The following is a 13506-nucleotide window of genomic DNA, read 5'->3' as shown; positions in this document are numbered from 1 at the left end:
CTTTCCTATCTGAAAGGCTTTTTTTTTACTTTTTTTTTTAAAATATTGCATTTATTAAAATTTTAAGTTAGTTTTAAAATAAAACAGGTTAAAATTTGATATCACTACAACCAAATAAGGGCAGATTATTAGTAGCAGAGCCTTCCATTATTGGAGATCTTTCTTTTAATAGATCGGTGGTTTTATTGGCCGATCATAATCAAGAAGGTTCCATTGGTTTTATACTTAATAAAAAACTGGATTTTACACTTTCAGACTTAATTCCGGAGGTGAAAAAAGATTTTCAAATTTATAATGGTGGCCCAGTAGAACAGGACAACCTTTATTTTATCCATAAAGTTCCTAATCTAATTCCAGATAGTATTGAAATTAAAAATGGAATTTTTTGGGGTGGAAATTTCGAAGCGGTTAAAAGCTTAATTGACAACAACTTAATACTCGAAGACGATATTAAGTTCTTTTTAGGCTATTCCGGTTGGGATCCCGATCAATTAAATTCTGAATTACAGTCTAACGCTTGGATCGTGATTGAAGATCAAGATCATAAAACCATACTTCAACCTAACAATGCCGATTTCTGGAAAAACAAAATGAAAGAATTAGGAGGTGAATACCTCATCTGGTCCAATGCGCCGGAAAACCCCAGTTACAATTAAGCTAACCTAGCACTAGCATTTAGTTTGGCCAGTAATTGTTTGGCTACTTTATTTTCAAATGTCTTCTTTCTATACTTGGTAATGGGTTGAATTCCGGTAATTACATTAGTGAGGAACAACTCATCTGCTTTTTGAAGTTCAAAAGGGGAAACTGCTGCTTCTTCCAGCGTGAAATCGTCTAATTTACCAATAACTTCAATTAATTTTTTTCGGGTAATTCCGTTTAAGCAGCCTTCTTCCAAGGGAGCGGTTTTTATGGTATTGCCTTTTACCACAAACAGGTTCCCATTAATGCCTTCCACTACACTTTTCTTTTCGTTTACCAATAAACAATTTTGGTAATCGTTTTCTTCGGCATAAATACTGGCAAGCACATTTATTATTTTATTGGTAGATTTTAGCGTAGAAAGTAATCCGCTAGTGAGGTAATGGTCTTTAAATAATTCTACTTCATAATCCTCCTCATTAATGGTATAAAAAGGATTTTCCAATTCAAAAGTTCTTATAAAATAGCTTACTTCCCGAGTGGTGGGCCTATACAAACCACCTTCTTTTCTAAAAACGTTTATTTTTACTTTAGTGGGCGTGTTAGAAAGTCCGTTTTTTTCAATGAGCTGAAGGATTTGCTCTTCCAGAAATTCCGGGGAAAACTCCATCGGGATATTCATTCGTAAAATACGCATGGAAGACATTAACCTAAAATAATGATCTTCCCAAAACATTACTTTACCGTTAATTACCCGAATGGTTTCAAAAATTCCATCGGCATAATTAAAGCTCCGGTTGTTTAAGCTAATGTTTGCTTCTTGTTCTTCTATAATATTACCTTCAAAATTGACCATAAAAAACCCCGATTTTTCAATAAAAACGGGGCAAATATACAAAATTGAAAATGTCTTTTAGGCAGAACCTAACACATGTTTTAAGTCAGAAATCATATTTTCCCAAAGCATTTTTCCTTCATTCACTTCTTCTTCATCTTCGGCAAAATCGGTAATCATTAAAGAAACATCTTTGGTAATTTCATCTACCTGAATACGCAATTCGAAAAAATAGGAATTTCCCTCTTCCTCATCTTCCAACCAACGCATTTTAATACGTTCGTCACTTTTTTTACTTAGCAGTTTAGCTTGCTCTTCGCTACCTTCCCAAATAAAGGTGAAAATCTCACCTCTAGAATTCACATTGTCTGCATACCACTCACTTAGACCTGAAGGAGTCGATAGATATTGATATAATAGTGATGGAGACGCTTGGATAGGGAACTCCATTTCATATTTGATTTTATTGCTCATACGTCAAAAATTAGTTGAAAGGCAATATATATATTCTTGAGTAAGATTAAAAGAAAAATTAATGATTTTATTTTTTAAAAAGTTATTTGCTACAGAACAAAATAATTTTATATTTGCACCCGCAAACGGCGAGGTAGCTCAGTTGGTTAGAGCGTCGGATTCATAACCCGGAGGTCCCGAGTTCAAATCTCGGTCTCGCTACAGTAATAACAAGGCTTTCGAGAAATCGAAAGCCTTTTGTTTTTTAATGGGTACAGAATAGGTACAGAATTTTACTTATTTCAAATAAATTAAAATGAGTGACTTAGAATGATCTCATTTGATAGCAATTGGAACCAAATTCTAAGTTTTTTTTCCGAAAATTTAATTGAGAAAATAACTCTTACTTCATTTTCTAAGTTTAATATTTAACTTCGTTTTTAATTATTTCACCAATAAGTGGTGGCAGATTTTTTGAATTTCTGGCAAATTCTAAAGTCTAACTTTACTTGGATGGGACTATATTTATAATCGCATAAATAGAAAAAGAAGACCTATTCGTTATTTAATTTTTCAACCAGTTATAATCAGATGAAGACATCACCAGTTTTCACAAAAAGATCATAAACGTAAATTGGAGATAATGGCTTGTTGTTATCAACTCTTTGAGTGAGCATAAGGATGTAACAAGCGATATACTTTTTTCTTCTTTATTTTATTACTAATCCAAAAAAAATTAATAATTCTATAGGACGCACAATCAACTTTAACTAAAATCTGACATTGTAAAAAGCAAATCGGTGCCTATGATTTACCATCGTTCAGTATTGGTGTTGTTACCTTTCATCTAATTCTTAATCAAGAGCTGTGCCCTGCAACCAAACTTTAAACTCCGTCACTTTTAACCGGCTCACCACAGGGCGTTCCGGACCTTCAATAATAATCTGAAGTGCTATTTTACGGTTGAAGTAAGGCTCGATAGCTATCACAGCGCTTTTAGCCACAATCATTTGCCTATTGATACGATAAAAATCGGCAGAATTCACCGCTTGCTCAACATATTCCAAAGTTTTGTAGATTGGCATTTTTTCATTTTTGAAAGTGTATAGGTATGTGGTTTCATATTCCAGTGAAAACATCGCAATATCTTCAATCGCCACCACCATAGATTTTTCTTTCTTTTGACCTAGAAAGATTTTTTGGTAATTAGCTGTTTTTTCATCCTGAGAAGTGAAATGGATCATCCATTTTTTCCGTAACCGTTCCGTAGATTTTCGATATTTTTCTAACGATTGATGTACACGTGCATCTTCAAAAGGTTTGAGGATGTAGTCTATACCATTGTTTTGAATGGCATCTATCCCATATTGGTCAAAAGAGGTACAAAAAATGACGGGCACTTCAATATCGATTTGTTTAAAAATTTCAAAACTGTGGCCATCGCTGAGTTGTATGTCCATAAAAATCAAATCGATCTTAGGTTGGTACTTCACCAGATAGTCAACAGTTCCAATCACTGAACTTTCAATTGCTACAACCAAGGTGTCAGGGTTTTGCTCAATGATTTCTTTCAGCAAGGCTGCGGTGTGTTGCTCATCTTCTACGATTAATATATTCATCTTCCAGTAATTGTAATGTCACTTTAAATTGAGTCTCCGTTTTATCTATGGTCATACCTTCCTTTACGCGGAGCAGCTCATAGACCTTTTCTATATTTTGCAACCCATAACCTGATTTTTCTATGACCGATATCTTGGGTTGCAACGTATTGGTGCAAACCAGTTTTCCTTTTTTGCTTACGAATAGATTGATATCCAAAGGCTCGCTGGAGGAAATGCGATTATGTTTAAGGCAGTTTTCTATCAAGATTTGTAAGCTCATTGTAGGCAGGTGATAATTAAACCAATTATCATCAATGTTTTTGTTGAAATACATATTGCCCGGCATACGTTGGTTCATCAAAAAAAGATAGGCATCCATAGTTACCAATTCTTCTTGCAACGTTGTGGTGACACTTGTTCGCGAGCGCAGTGTCAAACGGTAAAACTGGGATAGGTTCATCACAAAATTTTCGGCATTCGGGTCTTTCTTGCGCACCAAAACCCTTAAGGTGTTCAGCGTATTGTATAAAAAATGTGGATCTACACGCGTACGCAATGCCATAAGCCGAGACTTGTAAGATTCTGTAATGGCCTGCTCTTTTTCCAGCGCAAGTTTCCCCACTTTTTGGGTACTGGATAAGGCATACTGAATTAAAAACAAGAGCAGCGAAGCAGCCAGGATTTTAAATACCAAATCATTCCTAAACCATACTTCTCCGAAAGTATTAGGGAGAAAAGGATGTACCAGCGAGGCTACAATAATCGCAAAAACAGCCATCGAAATGATAGTCAACATTATTTTATAAGGAAATCGAACTTTTAAAATCCAAAACAGAAAATACCAATCGGCCCAAAGTATGACTGTCGAAATAAACCAGCGATCCAATCCCTCTTCACCAGAAAAAGTCCAATCTTGCTGGTGGGACAATACATTGATGGGTGGCAACAAAACTGCAACGCCAATGGGTAGAATATGTTCTAGTTTTAACTTCTTCAAAAGGATAATATAATACCTGAATTTATTAAAATAACAAAGAATACCCAAAATTAATGGTCGTTCCCCCCAGTTTTATGCGATCAGTAGGTTCATCGCGTTTGCTCAGATCGAAAGTAATAATTTTCCAGTTATTGCTGCTTGCATCTGCATACCGATTGATGGTTTGCTGCATAATGCCAAGACCAAAATGAATTTGATGTTTTTTAGCAAATACGTATTTGATTTTGCTAAGGCCTTCCCAGGTTGTCGTCTGTATGAAGGCGTTGTCATCATCCTTTTCAGAAAGGCGGTAACTTTCTACATTGCCGTTGATTTGCAGCACCCAGATCCATCTTTCGGATATCACATAACTTAATTGTGGCCTCATCGGAAGTGCACCACTAAAGGTCCAGCGATCACTGATTTTATAATTGACAGAAATGAAGGGAATAATTTGATGTCCAAAAAATTGTCGGGCATAGCCCAGACCTAATCCGGTTTTAAGTTTTTCGGTCTTTTGGGTAATATACGTTGCGCCAAATAAGTACCGAAAATTATTTCCACTAATGTCTTTCAAATCAGAATACAGACCAGCCTGGGCAAAAATGTGTAATTGTTTGCCTGGTGCAAATGTTCTTCGCCAATACAAATTTGCAGAAATACCGTAAAGATAAGCGTTCATCATATCGTCTACATTTGTGATGTTTTGGCTGTTGTATGCGATTCGGGTCCCTATCAACCTTTTTTCATTGTGTAGCAATGGAATTTGGATAAAAGCATTCATCTGTTGGGTATTGGCATTTACTGAATCGTTTTTCAGTCGGTTAGTAGTGTAATCAATTGTCGTAAAGGGTATTTTATTAACCGTTTGTGCTTTCAGAACACCTGGGATAACCATAAGGAATAGCCCAAAGATTACTATCTTTTTCATTCGTTGATAATTTTCCCGTCTTTTAATTCGATAATACGATCGCTCTTTTGTGCAAATTCATCATCGTGCGTTACGGCAATAATGGTCTGTCCCTTATTATGTGCCAATTCTTTGAAGATGTCAAACACAATGGCGGTATTACGACTGTCAAGGTTGCCTGTAGGCTCATCGCCCATAATCACGGCAGGATCATTGATCAAAGCGCGGGCTATCGCTACCCGTTGTGCCTGACCGCCTGATATGGCCGCGGCCTTCTTCAATTCGGTTCCTTTCATATCGAGCATTCCCAAAAGTTCAACGGCCCGATGTTCAATTTCTTCCTTGCTTTTTAGTTTCAATTTCAATGCAGGAAGCATAATGTTTTCTACTAACGAAAATTCTGGCAATAAGTAGTGGAACTGGAATACAAAGCCGATATGGGCGTTCCGAAAAGCAGCAAGTTCATTTTGAGATTTTCCGGTCACGGTAGTTCCATTGATGCTAATGGCACCTTCATAATCGGTATCCATTGTCGATAACAAATATAACAGCGTCGATTTTCCAGATCCTGATTTTCCGATAATCGATACAAACTCTCCTTGATTAATGTCAAAATTCACTTCTTTCAGCACTTGGAATTTTTGCGCCACATAAAAATATTTATTGATTTTATTTACTGATAATGCTTTCATTTTAATTTATTTAATATCCATAATAATAGTATTCGTAATAGTCGTAACAGTAATTATAGGCATAAGAAAACAGTATTAACATTGCAATTAATATTACTACTAACAGCTCATTAATAATGATCTTTTTAAATTTTCTCATATAAATGACAATTAACCTCTGATAATAGTCACAGGATCGACCTTAGAGGCCTTGGATGCCGGAAAGTAGCCCGCCAAAAAAGTAATAACTATACCAAATACAAATCCTAGCACGTAATCACTTGTGTTGAAATTAATGGGCAGCGTAGTGCTGGTTGCTATACGAAAAGGGATGTAACCGGTGCACACAGAGATTATGTAACCCAATACCAAGCCCAATATTCCGCCAACCAAACCGATCACAATAGATTGAGTAAGAAAAATAATAACAATATCCCTTCCGCTGTACCCCATTGCTTTTAAAATGGCAATCTCTTTGATTTTTTCGTTTACCGTCATATTCATAATGTTGTAAATACCAAATCCTGCCACAATAAGTATGGTAACGGAGATGACGAAAGACATAATGTAACGAAGTTTGTTCGCGGAATCGAGCTGGCTGTTTCCCAGTTGCCAGGGCTCAATTTTGTACGAAGTAATGCCCGCCATACTAGCCGCTACTTTTTGGGCTTTGTTGTAATCGGAAACGGCTATTTGGATATCTGTGACATAGGATTTATTTTTAGAGTTGAGCTGTCTCGCCGCCAGCAAAGAAACAATAGCTTTGCTGCGGTCCACACCTGTAGCTCCGGTTTCCAATAATCCAATTATGGTGAAATTTTTGCTTCCCCCGCTGGCGGAGGTTAGACTAATATTATCACCTACCTTTACACCCAATATTTGAGCCAGGCCTTTGCCCAGAATAATCCCATTCGGATGTTTTTGCAAATCGAAAAAATCTCCTTCTACTACATAATCTGCCGTATGAAAAACTTTATTTTCTTTCTGTACATCCACACCTGAAAGTGCTGCGCTAATCTGTGTGACGCCATTTTGAATGAACACATTAGTATTTATCTGGGGTGAAATACCTGTTATGGCTTTTTGCTTTTTTAAGGCCTTTAGAATAGGACCAGCGTCTTTTATTCCTTCCGTATAGCGAATATTTCGGGCATTGTTAACAACAGATAACGCATTGCCTGCTACCGTATCTGGAATCAACTTTGCTGGTTCTCTGGCCGACAAATCGTTGTAAATACGGATATGCGCCAGGGAGGTAAATGTGATGACTGTCTGTGCTTCATTGACTCCAGATATAAAACTATTCATAAAGATGAACATTGATATCCCAAAGGTGACACTGAGCGTTGCCACCGCTAATTGCCGAAATCTTGACGTGAGATGTACCCAGGCTATTCTATAGTTGGTTTTCATCTATTGATTATTATTTTTAATGATCACATCCTGCTCCGAAATACCTCCCAGAACTTGAACCCATTGGCTATCCTTTGTACCGACTTTGATTGTTTTAGTAGTCCCGTCTTCTAGTCTAACAGTATTGTTTGGCAATAGATAAGCAGTGGGAATCATCAAGGCTTCTTTTGCATCTGAAAGTTCTACGTTGGCTTGTAATTGTGTGCCCGAAAATAGTTTTTCAGGCATTTCTAAAAAGGCGGCTTCCACCGTGTAGGATTGCTGGTCTGTATTGAAACCGGGATAAATTTTGGTTACTCTGGCTTTAAATGTTCGGTCGGTATAGGTATTTAGGTGAATGTAAATCGTTTGTCCTTTGTCTACTTTTACAATATCTTCTTCAGCAACGAACAATTTGATATGAATGGTTCCGTTTCCAATCTCCGCAAGTGGCTCTCCCACCTTCAGGACTTCTCCGTTTTTGTGAAATAATTCGATGACCAATCCGGGTTTATCGCTCCAGATTTTATAATTTTTTACCACAGATTGCTGCGCTTGCCAGGCTTCTTTACTGGTGGTGAATTGCAGCACTAAATCTTTTCTAAGATTCTCATAGTCCTTCTGCTCTGCCACAAGTCGATGCTGTGCATTTTTATAGCGCATCTGCATTTCATCGAAATCAATTTTCGCCACGGAGTTTGTCTTCATCAAAGCAGCGTAACGTTCGTAATTGGTTTTCGCCTGTGCCAAATCTAATTTTGCCTGATCTACCTGCTGTTGGGCTTTGATAAGCTGCGGGGAGGAAGCGGAACTGTTCTGCAAAGCATTTTGATAAACGGAATAGGATTGTGACAAGGCTTCATCCTGCCCCACGTTTTGGATATATGCCAACAACTGCTTTGCCTGAACGCTATCTCCTTCTTTTATGGTGATCCCCTTTACAATCCCTGCTGCATTGGCGGCTACCGTATATTGGTTTTCGTATTCCAGGTAACCGTTGGCAAAAACGGCTTCCACCATTTTACGGCGAACAGGCGATGTTGTTTCCTGATGGCTACAACTGCCCAGAGCGGCGATGAGAATTAATAGTACCACAAAATGAATTAAACTTTGGTGGTAGCGATATAAAATGGTTTTCATTGATTAAAAATTTAAATTTCGGATGTAAATCTTGTAGGAAGTTAATTTGTAGTCTGCAAGGCTTTGCAGGTACTCATTTTGTGCTTGCAGTAACTGGTCATATTCGTTCAGCCTGGTATCCAGGCTAATAATGCCGGCCTCATATTGATGGGCATAGTGCACATCAGTTTGGATATTCAATTGGAGGATTTGCTGATTTTTTCGCAAAATGGAAGCATTCTGCCGGATCTGCCGAATCAAAATTTCATCCTGTATTTTTTCACTTTTTCTAAGGTCTTCTAAAGTATTTTGGGCTATTTGCCATTCTATCTTAGATTGCTTTACTTTTTCGCGGGAAGCAAAACCTGAAAAAACGGGCACGCTTAGTCTCATCGAAACATATTGTTGGGGCAGATGATTGAGATTATTGAAATTCAAAAAATCATCGCCTGTCCAACTATAATTATATTGATATGCGAAACTTAACTTAGGAAGGAATACCGCTTTCAGCTCCTCAATTCTTTTTTCTGCTATTTTCGTCTGATCTTCCTGATAAACTACACTGGGGTGCACCCCCCAAGTAGCAGATTCCCCAAGTTCCTTTTGTGCAATCGTGTTAGTACTGTCCGAAACCGTAATGGCCTCTTCCATCCCTAAATCCTGTTGCAATTGTCGAAGCAGGATTTCTTTGCTTTGAAGCGTTTTTTCCAAATCGCGTACGTTTTTGAGGTGCCTAGCCTCCATACGGTCTTTGTCAGCCTCACTGATCAATCCTTGCTCATATTTATTTTTGGCATTTGCTTCGATAATTTCCGTATTCTCAACATTTTTGAGGTTGATCTTTTCCGCTTCCTGAAGCAGGATAATGGAGTAATAGAGGGAAGCCAAATCATTATAGGTATTGAATTTGACAAGATTTTCTTGCGATTTCTGTGCTTTCACTTGCTCTTTTTGCACATTTGTAGCAAATTTCCGCTGAAAATCAAGTACATCCCATTGCGCCTGAATTCCCGCTGTGTACACGTATTGTCTACCGAACCGCATTTCGGTAAAAGCCTCTTCAGAAGCATCTGGATCGATCAACCGTTCCGGAACGAGTGTTTTTTGAATAGTGAGGTTATCATTGATATTGGAATAAGCATTTATTGTAGGATATAAATAGGCTTTCGATTCTGTCAGTCTTGATTGTGCTACTTCATTCTGCAAAGACGCATTCCTCAGGTTCACTTGGTGATTATCAGCTAAGGCAATCAATTCTTCCAAACTGCTAATAGAAACTTGAGATGAAGCACTGAATCCGACAAATAATGAACAGATTAACAAAATTTTTCTCATTTCTAGACTTTTGTTTTCAAACATCTTAAGGCAACTTTTTCCATATAGCAGATTTAGAGAAAAAACCAACCTTACCTACAATTTCTAAGGTCTTCAAATCTTTCAGTTCTGCAGAACATTTGCCGGTTTTGTTCCTTGAAAAAAGATGGATGGTGCCGCCGTCATATTTTTTGTTTCCGACTGCTTTCAGGTTTGTAATTTGTTTTTTGCCAATAACATCCTTATTTTCTGCTTTGTGAATAATGGCATCATAGGAACCAGCACTATTTTGAACCACCTCGAAAGTGCGATCGCTACTTCCATCTTTCCACAAGCCTATCATTGGATCTTGTACTTCCTGTGCAGAAGCGCTCAATCCTATCGCGAAAAGCATTGTCATAAGCAGGTTTTTCAGTTTCATCATTTTATAATTTTTAAATACCGTACAAAAGTGGGCAGATTAGATGCGTTGTACATTTAATCAATTGCTGAACTGAACATAATCGGTCTTGTATTGAACACTAGCCCAAAAATTTAATCCGTAAATTGCTCTTTGAAATGGAAAAAGATTGAAATGCTTAGTTTTAAAAGGAATAAGGAATTGATTATAGTTCTATGTTTGCTATTATTCACTCAATGCGGCACTGTAAAAAACATCGAACTATCCCCACCAAAAGCAACTATAGATGTTGCAGCTGTAGAGGAGGTTGTTTACAAAACCACTCTTGCGAAAGAGTCTCTAAAAATGGATATTTTTGCACCTAAAGAAACAGATCCTCTGCCAAGACCTGCCGTCCTTTTTATACACGGAGGGGGTTGGACGGCTGGAAGTAAAGAGGTCATCAAAACATTTTACCGCCAATACGTGCTTAAAGCATTATTGGAAAAAGGCTATGTGGTAGCCAGTGTGGACTACCGTGTCATTTCCGATTCTATACATTTTCCAGACCCGATTATTGACTGTAAGGATGCTGTTCGCTGGCTGCATAAGTATGGTGCAAAATATAATATAGATGAAAATGATATAGGCCTCTGGGGGGCATCGGCGGGTGGACATCTTGCCTTGATGACTGCCTATACGGATGATGAGGAATTTATTGGAGAACCTAATTTGGAGGGTGTACGTTCAGATGTAAAATACGTGATTGATAATTTCGGGCCAACAGATCTTTATAGGCTGTTTCGACCGGAGATAAATCCGATATTATCAAAGTCTTTGAAATGGTTTGCCAATGAAAAATACCAAAGCAGGAAAAAAAAGATAGAGCAGATAACCGGAGTAAGTTTAGGAGATAAGGATAAAACCACAGCTATACTGAAATATTATTCGCCAGAACAATTGGTAAATAAATATACAGTACCTACACTAGTGATGCACGGAAATAATGATAAGCGGGTACCTATAAAACAATCTATAATTTTATCCGATGCTCTAAAGAAAAATCAAGTATCTCATAGGTTATATACCTATAAAAAGGCGATACACGGTTTTAAAAATATGAATATGGAAGAGATTGAAAAAGTAACGGCTGATATGTTAATTTTTATAGAGGAACAGACGGAAAAAAGTAAGCGATAGATCTGCTCCACTTTCTTTATGCTTGTCTGAGTCTATAGCAGGTCTTATAAAGTTTTGCAGCAATAACTTCTGATTAATGACACTATTAGTATGATGAGGTTAAAAATATATCGTTTTCCAAGTAAGCCCAATCATACCTCTATTTTTTCCTGTTAACGATGTTTTCAATAAAAAAGGTAACTTTTAAGTAGCTACCTTTCTTAGTATCTTAAAATTTGAAAATAATCTTGTTTTTTATTTTCCGATTTTCAACCAGAGCCAAAGCTTCTTTAGCTTGATGAAGTTCAAAGATATCTGGGGATTTAAGTTGAATTTCATCCTTATCAAGCCATATGAATAGTTGATCAAATGCAGTTTTATCCATAGTTGTAAAGGTCATTTTCCCGTGTATAGAATACTTTGACAACATTTCGGTATCTGGAAATTGGGTAGTAGAAATAATAGATCCTCCTTTTTTTACCAGTGCGTATGCTTTCTTCAAGAATTCACCTCCTACAAGATCCAGCACGACATCAAATTTTTTTTTCAATGAGGCAATGTCCGTAGATTTATAGTCGATCACTTCATCGATTCTAAAGGTTTCTAATGTTATTATATCTTCACCTGTCGCTGTTCCTGTGACATTCAAGCCGTATTTTTTGGCAATTTGTACAGCCATCTTACCTACAGCTCCGCCAGCTCCTAATATAAGAATATTTTGTTGAGGTCGTATATTGATATCCTTTACCAAAGCCGTCCACGCCGTACTCCAGGCTACGGGAAGTGTAGCGGCATTTTCAAACTCAAGGTCTGCAGGTTTGCGGATAATTTCATCAGCATTCACCGCAACATATTCTGCATACGTGCCGCCTTGCAAAAAATTGGGCATCAAAATCACTTCATCTCCAATTTTATAATTTTTGATTTCAGTCCCTAAAGATGTAATAACTCCGGCGCCTTCCCAACCTAGAGTAAATGGAAAGTTTTTGGGAAGCTGGGCTTGCATAAACCCAGAACGTATTTTGTAATCTACTGGGTTCACTGCCGAAGCTTTTAGTTTTACCAAAACCTGATTGGGTTCAATGAATGGTATTTCAATTTCTGCTTCGTGTAACACAGAATTGTCTCCATATTGATTGATCTGTATTGCTTTCATTCTATAAATATTATTTAATTATTATAGCAAATTTAAAACTAAGAGTCTTAAATTTGGACTATGTAATATAGTTAGCTATACGTAAATATTTTAGACTAATGGAAAGAAAGCTTAAAGACTATAATCCCGAGTATTGTCCTGTGATTTATAGTCTAAATAAAATTGGTGATCGTTGGAAGTTGTTAGTGATTCACTACATCCGCAAGGGAAATTTACGCTTTGGCGCTTTGCAGAATGTAATACCTAATGTAAGTAGGCAGACTTTGACCAACAAATTACGAGAATTGGAGGCAGATGGCATTATAAACCGTACGGTTTATGCTGAAGTTCCCCCAAGAGTAGAATACAATCTTACTGAATTAGGCGTGAGTTTGCTACCGATCATCAATGAAATGAGTAAATGGGGATTGAAATATATGCGCCCATAGAGGTAAACTTTTAGTCACTTCACTTAAAAGGAACCAACAGGATAACTTAGAAGGACACAGGAGATGCTCTGTTTCTATTTAGTTCTTCTTTTCTACCTGGAATTGCTACTTTACTGGGAAAGAAAATTTAAGACTGTTTGTTGCAAAGCAAATATCTTAGAAAGATGAAAAAATGATATTAAAGTCCCGAATTAAAAGAGCAGGCAGTTGGGTTAAGCTATCAGCGAGAGAAGATAAAAGAATTAGCAGACGAACTGGGCATAGAAGTGCAATGGATCTGCAAATGACGCAAGGCAACCAATACCCGATGATACTTTTAGAGCTTAAAAGTTACGCAAAGCCCTTAAAGAAAAGAAACTTGAACTCGAAATATTAAAAAAGGCCGGGCACATCTTCTCCAAGAGCGATGGCAAATCTATGGATTGATAGCCAGTTACAAACATTTATACCC

14 protein-coding genes and 1 tRNA gene are annotated in these 13506 nt (G+C 37.2%); 4 read left to right on the top strand and 11 right to left on the bottom strand.

Annotated elements, in window-relative coordinates; genetic code table 11:
* Positions 1-95 precede the first annotated feature (95 nt).
* A complete protein-coding gene (locus tag FVB9532_RS11065; protein ID WP_150545237.1) occupies positions 96-656 on the top strand; it encodes a YqgE/AlgH family protein in 561 nt (186 codons plus the stop codon).
* On the opposite strand, the gene FVB9532_RS11060 is transcribed toward FVB9532_RS11065, so the two are convergent.
* Entirely contained in the window at positions 653-1498 is an 846-nt protein-coding gene (locus FVB9532_RS11060) for an aminotransferase class IV (RefSeq protein ID WP_150545236.1), read from the bottom strand. The genes FVB9532_RS11065 and FVB9532_RS11060 overlap by 4 nt on opposite strands.
* 57 nt (positions 1499-1555) lie before the next feature.
* Positions 1556-1951, bottom strand: a complete 396-nt coding sequence (locus tag FVB9532_RS11055) for an START-like domain-containing protein (RefSeq protein WP_150545235.1) — start codon at positions 1949-1951, stop codon at positions 1556-1558.
* Positions 1952-2078: 127 nt separating this feature from the next.
* Between FVB9532_RS11055 and FVB9532_RS11050 the strand changes: the two genes are divergently transcribed.
* Positions 2079-2152 (top strand) — tRNA-Met (locus FVB9532_RS11050).
* A gap of 632 nt (positions 2153-2784) precedes the next feature.
* Here the strand turns inward: FVB9532_RS11050 and FVB9532_RS11045 are convergent.
* The 8 genes from FVB9532_RS11045 to FVB9532_RS11010 all read right to left on the bottom strand — a co-directional run bounded on the left by FVB9532_RS11045 (position 2785) and on the right by FVB9532_RS11010 (position 10337).
* On the bottom strand, positions 2785-3549 hold the full coding sequence (locus tag FVB9532_RS11045; RefSeq protein WP_150545234.1) for a LytR/AlgR family response regulator transcription factor: 765 nt from the start codon (positions 3547-3549) through the stop codon (positions 2785-2787).
* Entirely contained in the window at positions 3524-4528 is a 1005-nt protein-coding gene (locus FVB9532_RS11040) for a sensor histidine kinase (protein WP_150545233.1), read from the bottom strand. Before FVB9532_RS11040 ends, FVB9532_RS11045 begins: the two co-directional genes overlap by 26 nt.
* A gap of 25 nt (positions 4529-4553) precedes the next feature.
* Positions 4554-5438 (bottom strand): DUF6268 family outer membrane beta-barrel protein, encoded by an 885-nt coding sequence (locus FVB9532_RS11035; RefSeq protein WP_150545232.1) that lies wholly within the window; start codon positions 5436-5438, stop codon positions 4554-4556.
* The gene (locus FVB9532_RS11030) at positions 5435-6109 is read right to left on the bottom strand and encodes an ABC transporter ATP-binding protein (RefSeq protein ID WP_150545231.1); all 675 of its coding nucleotides are present in this window, start codon (positions 6107-6109) and stop codon (positions 5435-5437) included. Before FVB9532_RS11030 ends, FVB9532_RS11035 begins: the two co-directional genes overlap by 4 nt.
* 150 nt (positions 6110-6259) lie before the next feature.
* Positions 6260-7501, bottom strand: a complete 1242-nt coding sequence (locus tag FVB9532_RS11025) for an ABC transporter permease (protein ID WP_150545230.1) — start codon at positions 7499-7501, stop codon at positions 6260-6262.
* Positions 7502-8620: an efflux RND transporter periplasmic adaptor subunit gene (locus tag FVB9532_RS11020; RefSeq protein WP_150545229.1), complete on the bottom strand. Its 1119-nt coding sequence runs from the start codon at positions 8618-8620 to the stop codon at positions 7502-7504.
* Positions 8621-8623: 3 nt separating this feature from the next.
* On the bottom strand, positions 8624-9958 hold the full coding sequence (locus tag FVB9532_RS11015; protein WP_150545228.1) for a TolC family protein: 1335 nt from the start codon (positions 9956-9958) through the stop codon (positions 8624-8626).
* A 1-nt stretch (position 9959) separates the two neighbouring features.
* Positions 9960-10337: a DUF2147 domain-containing protein gene (locus tag FVB9532_RS11010; protein WP_150545227.1), complete on the bottom strand. Its 378-nt coding sequence runs from the start codon at positions 10335-10337 to the stop codon at positions 9960-9962.
* Positions 10338-10466: 129 nt separating this feature from the next.
* Here FVB9532_RS11010 and FVB9532_RS11005 point away from each other — a divergent pair, with 129 nt between their 5' ends.
* Entirely contained in the window at positions 10467-11492 is a 1026-nt protein-coding gene (locus FVB9532_RS11005) for an alpha/beta hydrolase (protein WP_150545226.1), read from the top strand.
* A 208-nt stretch (positions 11493-11700) separates the two neighbouring features.
* Here the strand turns inward: FVB9532_RS11005 and FVB9532_RS11000 are convergent, their stop codons facing one another.
* On the bottom strand, positions 11701-12627 hold the full coding sequence (locus FVB9532_RS11000; RefSeq protein ID WP_150545225.1) for an NADP-dependent oxidoreductase: 927 nt from the start codon (positions 12625-12627) through the stop codon (positions 11701-11703).
* Between the two features lie 98 nt (positions 12628-12725).
* On the opposite strand from FVB9532_RS11000, the gene FVB9532_RS10995 reads away from it, so the two are divergent.
* The gene (locus FVB9532_RS10995; RefSeq protein ID WP_150545224.1) at positions 12726-13055 is read left to right on the top strand and encodes a winged helix-turn-helix transcriptional regulator; all 330 of its coding nucleotides are present in this window, start codon (positions 12726-12728) and stop codon (positions 13053-13055) included.
* Positions 13056-13506: the final 451 nt, after the last annotated feature.

The sequence above is a fragment of the Mesonia oceanica genome (assembly GCF_902499555.1).
Lineage (GTDB): Bacteria > Bacteroidota > Bacteroidia > Flavobacteriales > Flavobacteriaceae > Mesonia > Mesonia oceanica.
Note: the sequence above shows the minus strand (reverse complement) of the source record. Positions and strands in the feature narration are given on the sequence as shown.

Coding starts and splice junctions, on each gene's coding strand:
- FVB9532_RS10995 (WP_150545224.1), top strand. CDS start 12,726: ATGGAAAGAAAGCTTAAAGACTATAATCCCGAGTATTGTCCTGTGATT.
- FVB9532_RS11025 (WP_150545230.1), bottom strand. CDS start 7,501: ATGAAAACCAACTATAGAATAGCCTGGGTACATCTCACGTCAAGATTT.
- FVB9532_RS11000 (WP_150545225.1), bottom strand. CDS start 12,627: ATGAAAGCAATACAGATCAATCAATATGGAGACAATTCTGTGTTACAC.
- FVB9532_RS11030 (WP_150545231.1), bottom strand. CDS start 6,109: ATGAAAGCATTATCAGTAAATAAAATCAATAAATATTTTTATGTGGCG.
- FVB9532_RS11045 (WP_150545234.1), bottom strand. CDS start 3,549: ATGAATATATTAATCGTAGAAGATGAGCAACACACCGCAGCCTTGCTG.
- FVB9532_RS11020 (WP_150545229.1), bottom strand. CDS start 8,620: ATGAAAACCATTTTATATCGCTACCACCAAAGTTTAATTCATTTTGTG.
- FVB9532_RS11055 (WP_150545235.1), bottom strand. CDS start 1,951: ATGAGCAATAAAATCAAATATGAAATGGAGTTCCCTATCCAAGCGTCT.
- FVB9532_RS11015 (WP_150545228.1), bottom strand. CDS start 9,958: ATGTTTGAAAACAAAAGTCTAGAAATGAGAAAAATTTTGTTAATCTGT.
- FVB9532_RS11035 (WP_150545232.1), bottom strand. CDS start 5,438: ATGAAAAAGATAGTAATCTTTGGGCTATTCCTTATGGTTATCCCAGGT.
- FVB9532_RS11010 (WP_150545227.1), bottom strand. CDS start 10,337: ATGATGAAACTGAAAAACCTGCTTATGACAATGCTTTTCGCGATAGGA.
- FVB9532_RS11060 (WP_150545236.1), bottom strand. CDS start 1,498: ATGGTCAATTTTGAAGGTAATATTATAGAAGAACAAGAAGCAAACATT.